5 protein-coding genes and 1 pseudogene are annotated in these 8,075 nt (G+C 58.0%); all 6 read right to left on the reverse strand.

What is annotated here, in order from left to right:
• Window positions 1–615 (reverse strand): MucR family transcriptional regulator (locus IO95_RS06180; RefSeq protein ID WP_037384355.1); only part of this gene is annotated, 615 nt, incomplete at its 3' end.
• Complete coding sequence (gene tssG, locus IO95_RS06185; protein ID WP_037384358.1) at window positions 608–1,648, reverse strand: type VI secretion system baseplate subunit TssG; 1,041 nt, start codon at window positions 1,646–1,648, stop codon at window positions 608–610. The genes tssG and IO95_RS06180, both read right to left, overlap by 8 nt.
• On the reverse strand, window positions 1,645–3,438 hold the full coding sequence (gene tssF, locus IO95_RS06190; RefSeq protein ID WP_023492144.1) for a type VI secretion system baseplate subunit TssF: 1,794 nt from the start codon (window positions 3,436–3,438) through the stop codon (window positions 1,645–1,647). The genes tssG and tssF overlap by 4 nt, the downstream gene beginning before the upstream one ends.
• A gap of 2 nt (window positions 3,439–3,440) precedes the next feature.
• A complete protein-coding gene (gene tssJ / locus IO95_RS06195) occupies window positions 3,441–3,974 on the reverse strand; it encodes a type VI secretion system lipoprotein TssJ (protein WP_023492143.1) in 534 nt (177 codons plus the stop codon).
• Window positions 3,964–7,185, reverse strand: coding sequence for an ImcF-related family protein (locus IO95_RS06200; RefSeq protein WP_051791128.1), 3,222 nt, complete (start codon window positions 7,183–7,185; stop codon window positions 3,964–3,966). Before IO95_RS06200 ends, tssJ begins: the two co-directional genes overlap by 11 nt.
• 91 nt (window positions 7,186–7,276) lie before the next feature.
• Window positions 7,277–8,075: pseudogene (locus IO95_RS25530) on the reverse strand (hypothetical protein); the annotation flags it as partial.

Consider the following 8,075-nt stretch of genomic DNA (forward strand, 5'->3'; position numbering starts at 1 on the left):
GGGGATTTGCTTCATGATTTGCCATTTTTCCCGGTAGGTCTGCGCCGTGATGCCGTGCGCTTTACGCAGGTGCGTTGCCAGGAAAGAGAACATTTTCCCGCACTCCAGGCATTGAACGTACTCATGGTTATGGTGTGCCCAGGCTTCTTCCTTACTGGTAAAAGGGGTGGTTCGCAACGGATTTTCACACTGGGTTTGATGCTGTCGTCCTTGCCACCAAGGTAGCAGTTGCGGCCAACGTTCAGATAGGATTTGTGTGATTGCCGCTTCCCGGTGTAACCCACTATGAGTCGTTAATCCACTGAGCTGACTGGCTTGAAGAGAGGCATATCCCGCCAGTCGATAGTGGGCATAAACCGTCCATTTCTCAGGATGGCGGCAGTTGGAAAATGGCGTACCACTGGTGGGGAAAAAGGAGCGCTGGCACTGCTTGCACCAGTAACGCTGCTGTTTGTTTCCACCACCGTTAAAACGCAAGCTGCCACACCAGGGGCATTTCTCTGGTGGTGCAAAAGGCCCTTCGGTCAGATACGCCAATAGCGCATTCACTGCGGGATGCAGCTCGCGGGGTAAAAAGCGATGGGTAGTATTACGCGGAGGTAGGGGTTCAGTCATTGCCCGACATCTCCTCTCGCAGTCTGCCTACCCAGACCCGTGCTGTCTGGGGCAGTTCATCCAGGTTATCGTCGTCAAGGCCCAGCATGATGTTATAACCGGCAAACAACGGGGTTTCCCCCAATCGGGGCATGGGCAGCAACGCGGTAGGCAGCGTCAGCCACAGTTGCAGGTCGTAATCACACCCCAGATAGACCTGCAATAAGGCGATGATATCCTGCCGCAATTGCCCATCCGGCATCCAGCCCAGCGCTTCATCGGTATTTTCCGTATACAACTCCACCCGGGTGCAATAGTTGGCATCATTCAGCTCATCCCCCAGTACCAGGTAATCCCCTAACGACTGGGGTTGGCTCATGTTCAATTGGCTGCTTTCCGCTACCGCCATTTTTACCGGGTGGTGCGGGTGTACGGTCACGCGGGTTGCCGGTGCTTGGGTGCGTATCACATCGGCAATGCCCTCGGCGGTTAGCGTTGGGTGGGTCATTGAGGGTAACAGCGCCAGCAGGTGAGAAGCCGGTTGCTTCACGGAATGAGTGATACCGGTTAGCGCCATCAGGCTTTGTGACAGTTTGTCCTTGCCGCCAGCTTCAAAGGTGGCCGGGTAGTTGTATTTGCGCCAGATTCGGTAAAACTGCGTGATTAGCCGGTGGTTGAAGATATCAAGAAACGCTGCCGTGGCATCCGCCCCCTCGCGCCCCTGGTTGATATCATCAATCATGGCAGTGGGTAACGGAGAGGTCACGCCATACAGCCCGAAAAATTGGGTTCTGATGGTTGGCGGCGCGTCAGGAAAGTCCGGGTCGGTTTCCGTGCGTTTGAGTTCACCCGCCGGGAACCCCAGATGGGGGTTGGGGCGAAAGCGCACCGGGTCGCTGTCTGGTGTGTTTCCGGTGCCGAGTTGGCGCTGGGTGGTCTGCTCAATCAACTGACAGAAGCGATAAAAGTTGAATTCTGCCGTGTGGTCACCTCCAGCCGGGTCTAGCCAGAAAGCAGGCAGGGGACGCGGGCTGTTTTTGTCATCGTCTGTCACATCAGCACCTTGTTGCTCCGTCGTTCCGGCCACGCCCATTCGGTGCCGGAGCCGGTGAGTATCACCGTCAGTTGGGTAAAACGCATCATGCTGGCGTATTGGGTAAAAAACTGCTCCAGCAGTTCACAAAACAGGCGGGCATCACCGGTACCACTGAATTGGGTTTCATCCAGCGCCAGGCGAATACGCACACCATGGGATTGGGTAGCCACGTTGAATGCCTGCACATAATCAACGTGGCGAATACCGCTGAGGCGACGGTGGTTGTTTTCATCGTCACGCCAGTCAAACAGCGACAGAGCTGCTCTCAGGCTGGTGGCGCTGCTTATCATCTGGCTCAGTGCCCGCGGGTGCAGCAGGGCCATCAGGTGCCACTGATACAAGGGGGCGGTGGGCGGATAATAAGGCATCGACGGCACACTACGAGTACGCCCGGTCAGGGCAAGGTTGCCGGTGGTGTAGTCACTGTCAAACAGCGCCTGTTCCAACGCCATACGCGGGAAGGCACCGTTGGTGCAGGTCAGTTCCAACAGCAGTTTGACCCCAGGCAATTGCTCGTGTGTACGGCCACCGAGCATCAGCAGGGTTTCATGTAACCCGCCGACACCGCGCCAGGTACGGGTATGGAAAAAACGGGTAGGCCACTGGTCTTCATATTTCAGCATGCCGCCTTTCTGCCGAAAATGGCGATAGGGGATGTAAGGATAGTGGTCACCATCCTCTTCATCTTTCTCGACCACGGTATCGACATGGTAGATTTCCGTATGACCATCTTTAAGCCGGTGAGGGCGTAAGCGGTAATCCAGTTGCGCCTGTTGGGTCAGTAACGGCTCACCCGCCAGCATAAATAGGTTAATCAGCGGCACGCAGTGCATACGCAGTGCATCTTCGGCGATGACCAACTCGTAAGGCAGGGGTGTTGCTAGTGCCAGCTCCAGTTCGATATGGCTGGCATGTGCGGGCAGGGTAATCGCTTGTGGGCAATCCAGCGTCAAAAAGAAGTAACGCATCGGAGCGGTAAAATATTCCAGCCACGGACGGATTTCACCACACAGCGCCGGGCTGTCGCTGTCAGGCCAGAGCGCAGTATGTGGTGTGCGTTGCCAGCGGGGGGTGAAGCGGGCGCCGAACGGGGTGGACTCCGGGTCACCGCTGTAGCGCAGTTGCACCTGGCGAACCTGTTGCGTCAGTGTCAGATAGAGCTGCGACTGCAGTACCCGGTCACCGTTGATAAACAGCGGAATATCCTGCAGGTTGAGCGTGCGCGGTTCGTTTTGTTGCGGGAAGGTAAAGCGCAAGGTCAGGGCCTGTATGCCATCGGGCCGGGTATGGCGGCGTAGGCTCTGCAGTGAAAAAGGCTGCAATACCAGTTCATTGACCGTACGGTAAGGGCAACGGGGCCCCCGCTGCCGCTCCTGGCTGCTGATGGGCAGGCTTAATAGTTCCGTTCCCGCTGGCAGCGTCTGTGGCTGCAGGTGGGTCTCCGGGTTGGTTGGGCTGAGTTCGACCACCGCAAGGGAGGGCAGGGTGCGGTTAACCACCGGCAACAGCTGACTGAGCAAGGGTTGGGTCAGTTCGGGGATGTCATCATCAATTTTGCGCCGCAGTTGGGCCATCATCAGTGAGAACCCTTGGAAAAGCTGCTCCACCGACTCATCCATTTTCAGCGACAGGCCATCCACCCCCAGCCGACGCCCAGCCTCTGGGTATCGCTCGGCAAATTCTTGTGCGGCGGCTTTCAGGTAACGCATTTCGCCATCAAAGTAGCGCAAAAAATCATGGTCAGACATGGCTATGGGTTACCCTGTCGTTGAAGAGTCCGATTATTCAGTTCCATCACCGTGGGGTTATAGGCATCCATTTCGTTGCGGGGAATGACCGCTCGCCAGTCATTGCGTTGCATATCCGGATGGAGGAAAAAGGCGGCAATTGCCACGGCCTGTACATCCTCAGCCAGCGGGACTTCAACGGTGACACTGTGCCCCGGCATGACCCGCACGGTAACTGGGTTGCCGGACAGGTCATTACCCAGGGCGCTGGCGCTCTGCTTGAGCAGCGCACTATAAGTGGCCTGGTCAAAGGCGGCGCTGTTGCGCAGTGGCCAGACGCGCACCTCTACCGGCGAGGCCATGTCGGCATCGTCGCTATTAAGTGCCGCACGGGCAACCAGTTGCAGATGAAAGGTGTCCACTTTCTTGTAAAAGATGGCGTGGGCCGCATTGGCGGTGCCTTTCTTCACACTCTGTGTCAGGCCGCAGCCACTGAGCAGCCACACCATCAGTGGCAGCCACAGCCAATAAGTGTGGTAGCGGTATTTACTGGGCATATTTCCCCCCTTGTGCCGGGTTAAAGGCGGTACCCGGCAGCTTGAAGTCTCTCAGTTTCAGCAGTTCTAATGGACCGCCATAGCTTTGGGTGCGTAGTATCAGTGACAGACCGGGTCCATTGCGTGGGCTCCAGCTTAAGCGCCAACGGCTGCTGTCGAGCTGTTCGGTGCGGGCTTTATCAAACAGCCGCAGTGCGGCCCAGGAGCCGTCAAAGGCAAAGGCAGTCACTGGCGGCAGTGCGGCACTGCCACTGTTGTTGAGTGGTTGGTAGCTCAGCACCGCCTGCGGGGTGGCGGTTTGTCTGTTTGGCCAGGCAAAGGTCTGCCATTCCGCCTGCTGGTTAAAGTATTTGAACACCGCATCATCCAGTTGCAGGTTGGTTTCCACAACGTCGCGCATCGGGTACATCTGCACATCAAAACTCAGGTTGGCCTCACCTTGGGCAAAAGCCACTCGTCCCAGGCGTGACAACAGGTTGATGGCCTCCAGAAACGCCGGGTTGATATCCATATACTGCTGCCCAGAGGCAACCGCTACCCACTCATCACCCTGTTTTTCCACCAGGCCATGAAGCTGTTGAGTGATAAATTGTTCAATTACCCCACTTTGCGGGGCAATGAAATGCGCCAATAGCGGGAGTGAGGCATCATTGGTGGCAGTGGCAAACGGATAACGCCCACTGAAGGCCTCTTGCCAACTGTTGATCACCCGTTTCTGCCAGGCATCGTTCAGTGCCTGTGTGGCGGGCTCCAGCACCGTCTGCCAGGTCTGGTTCAACGGTTCACTGAAGGCAGCACTGGCGAACCCACTCCAGTCTTGACCCAGGCTGGCGGCCAGCAGATTTCCGCGCCCACGGGCGGTTGACAGAGGGCTGCTCTGGCCCGCCAGCGAACTTTGCATCAGGGCTAGCATGCCCGCTTGCGGGTCACTGGTGGCAGCGATTTGCTGCAGCAGCAGGCGCACTTGGGTCACTTGCAGCAGATAATCCAGCAGCGTCAGCCCGTTGGCTGGGGGTACACTGTTTTTCTGCCCCTCTTCGGCAGGCAGAATAGCCAGTAGCGGGGCAAAGGCCTGTACCACCACGGCAGCGGGTTGGCTGGCAGGGGCACTGGCCTGAGTGAGGGGTGATTGAGCCTGCGGTGTTTTGTCCCCTGCCACCAGTTGCTTGGCGGAATTGAGCAGGGATTCGCCCACCGTGTGGCCTTCCTGGCCGACACCCGCCTGCCAGCGTAACGCCTTGCCCAGTGTCGGTAATGGGGAGCGTTGGATATCCCCCAGCAGAGTCAACTGGTCGATGGTATCACTCAGCGTTGTCGCTGGTTGCCAGCGAATGCTATTGAGAAACTCCAGCCAGGCCCCGGCATAATCGGTAAAATAACGCTCGGTAAGCCGGTTGCGCAGGGCTTCTTCGCTGAGCACCGGGGAGTTTGCCGTTTTCCCTTCATCCAGTACCCAGTCGGTCATTACCTGGCGGCTGGCGGCAACATTGGCAATCAGGGTGCGGACATCCTGCTCCCAGGCTTCGCGGGTAAAAACTCCAGCCAAGGTGCTGTCGGTGAAGAATAGATCACTGGTGGCGTTCTCTCCCAGTAATGTGTTGAGAGAAAGGTCACCATGGCGTTTTTCTGCCTGTTGCAGCACGGATTGATACAAGGCGCTTTCGCTGTTACGTAGCCCATTCTGGTTGCGCAGCAGTGTTCGTACCGCCGCCACCAGTGGTGAGTCGGAGGATTGTTGCCACTGAGGGTGGCGCGGCAGTTCTTGGGCCCAGAATGCCAGCATATCGCCAGACAACATCATCCATTCTCCCGCCGTGATGTGCGGGTCGCGGGCCAGCCATAGCGGGGCCAGGGTCTGTTGCAAAAATTCCGGTTCTGCCCGTTGCGGTTGTGCCAGCATCAGATAGGCTTTCAGGTGTTGATAGGCGGCAGCGGCCTGGATGCGACGCTCAGGTGACCCGGCAGGCAGGTCAACATATTGGCGCAGTTGGCTGGTGAGTTGTGCCATCACCGGGTTGAGCAGTAGTTGCTGGTTCTGTTGTTGCCACACCGGCCACAGGCGGTCAAGCTGGCGTTGATTCTGGTCCAGACCAAACCGCAATTGCAGTGGCGTACCCTCTCGGCTGCGCCAGAGCAAGGTCTCAATCTGGCGTTGTAGCTCACGCTGATGACGATACTGTTCAGCTAGACTGGTAGTGGCTGCCTGCTGCGCCAGCAGGGTGTTGTTATCGCGGATAAGACGGTAGTTGCCAAAAGCGGACAACATCATTCCGGCACAGGCTAGGCCGATGGTCACCATAGCCCCCCGGTACAGCCAGTCACGGAAAATCAGATGGTCACGCCTGCCGTGGCGAATGCGTGCCTGATGCAGCACCCCATACCAGGCTGGTGACAGCGTGGTGGTACGATAACCCTCATGCTGACCGGGTAGCGCGGTGGGCAGAATAAACACCCCAGATAACAATACCCCCGTTTGTGGCTGAACCAGCGGTTGCAGGGCGACTGCCAGTGGTGAAAAGCGCGCCTGGCGAATATCCTGCGCCAACTGAAGCAACCAGCTCCAGCGCAGTTGATGCTGAATTTGTGCCATACCTTCCGTCAGCAACCCAGGCGTCAGCGCCTGCAGTTGGGTCGCAATGTCGGTGGGGGTGCCCGGTGTCCAGCAGACCTCGGTACTCTGTCGCGGGCGGTCATACTGATCATGCCCATTATCATCACGCATCACCAGGGTATAAATCGGTAACCGCCAGCCCAGCCAGCGACCCAGGTTTTTCAGTTGTTGCCAGAGCGTGCGTTCAGCGGTGTCAGTGCCGGAGGCCGGGTCGTTGATATCCGTGACCCACAGCAGCGCATCCAAGGCTTTGCGACCGCGTTTGCGACGCAACCAGCCGATATCCGCCGCGGTTATCTGCCCCGGTTCACCACACCACAGAAAGATGCCGCGGTAACTGACCTGCCAGCGTTCGGCTATCAACCCCGGTAGCAGGGCTTCAACCTGCTCGGGCTGGCCAGTGACCAGCAGCCAGGGCAAAGCGGATTTTCTACGACGCCAGAAGGGCTGGGGCTGGCTGTGGCATAACGGGCCAAAGACACGCTCTGCCGCTTCCTCTTGTTTATCTGCCGGTCGCAACCAGGCCAGCAATTGGAAAGCAAAACCCAGCTTCGCCAGTAGCAGCCAACCCAGGATGATGGCCGCCTGAACAATCCACACCGTCGCTGGTTGGCTAAATCAGACCGGGGCACGCAGGTGGCACCATGCCAGTAGCAACACGCCCACCAGCACCCATAACAACCCGAAGACTCTATTCATTAGGGGCTTTTTCCGCCGTTATCCATTCTTCATTCTGTTGCCATTCATCATTCAGTTGATGCTGCCAGAGCTTCAGCGCCAGCGGGACCACCAAAGCCAGTAACAGGGCATAAAGCGTGAAGCCGCCCAACAACCAGGGCCAGAGTGCCAGGCGGATGGATGGGGTGGGCAACAAGCCAAACAGCGTCAGCAGACAGGCCGAGCCCACCAGCCAAGCCAAGGGATAGCGGGAGAGAGTATCTGCCGGTGAGGGGACGGTATCTGCTGGGCGCAGGCTCAACTGAACGCAGGCAATCTGTTCATCCAGCGGGGCCAGGACCATCTGTCCTTGTTGCCCGGTATCGGTGGCTTCAGCCGCCAGGGCCAACGCCAGCACAAAGCCTTGCGGCCCTTCCTCCCCCACCAACGTAGGTAACAGATGTTGCCCACTGGCAGGCAGCGGGTCGCCATGCATATCCAGCGTTGACATCAGGGTATTGCGGGCGCGGGCATCCAACCCGCTGTCCCACAGATGGCGACGATGCCCGGGGGGCAGTTGCTGCACATCCAGCAGCGCGGTAAATTTTTTCTCTGGTGTGGATTGCGGCATCACCAACGGGCGGAAAACCGACACCGGGCGGAAGGGCAACTGCTCGGGCAAATGCTGGTTGGGGGGCATAAACAGCAAGGCGGCGTTGAATTCCGTGGCTTTGGTTTCATCAGCAATCTGATGCAGGCACAGTAGCAGGCGCGGGATATCTGAAGGGGTATCGCACCACTGGTCAAGCAGGCGGGCGTCAGCCGGTTGTGGC

It is taken from the genome of Serratia sp. DD3, assembly GCF_000496755.2.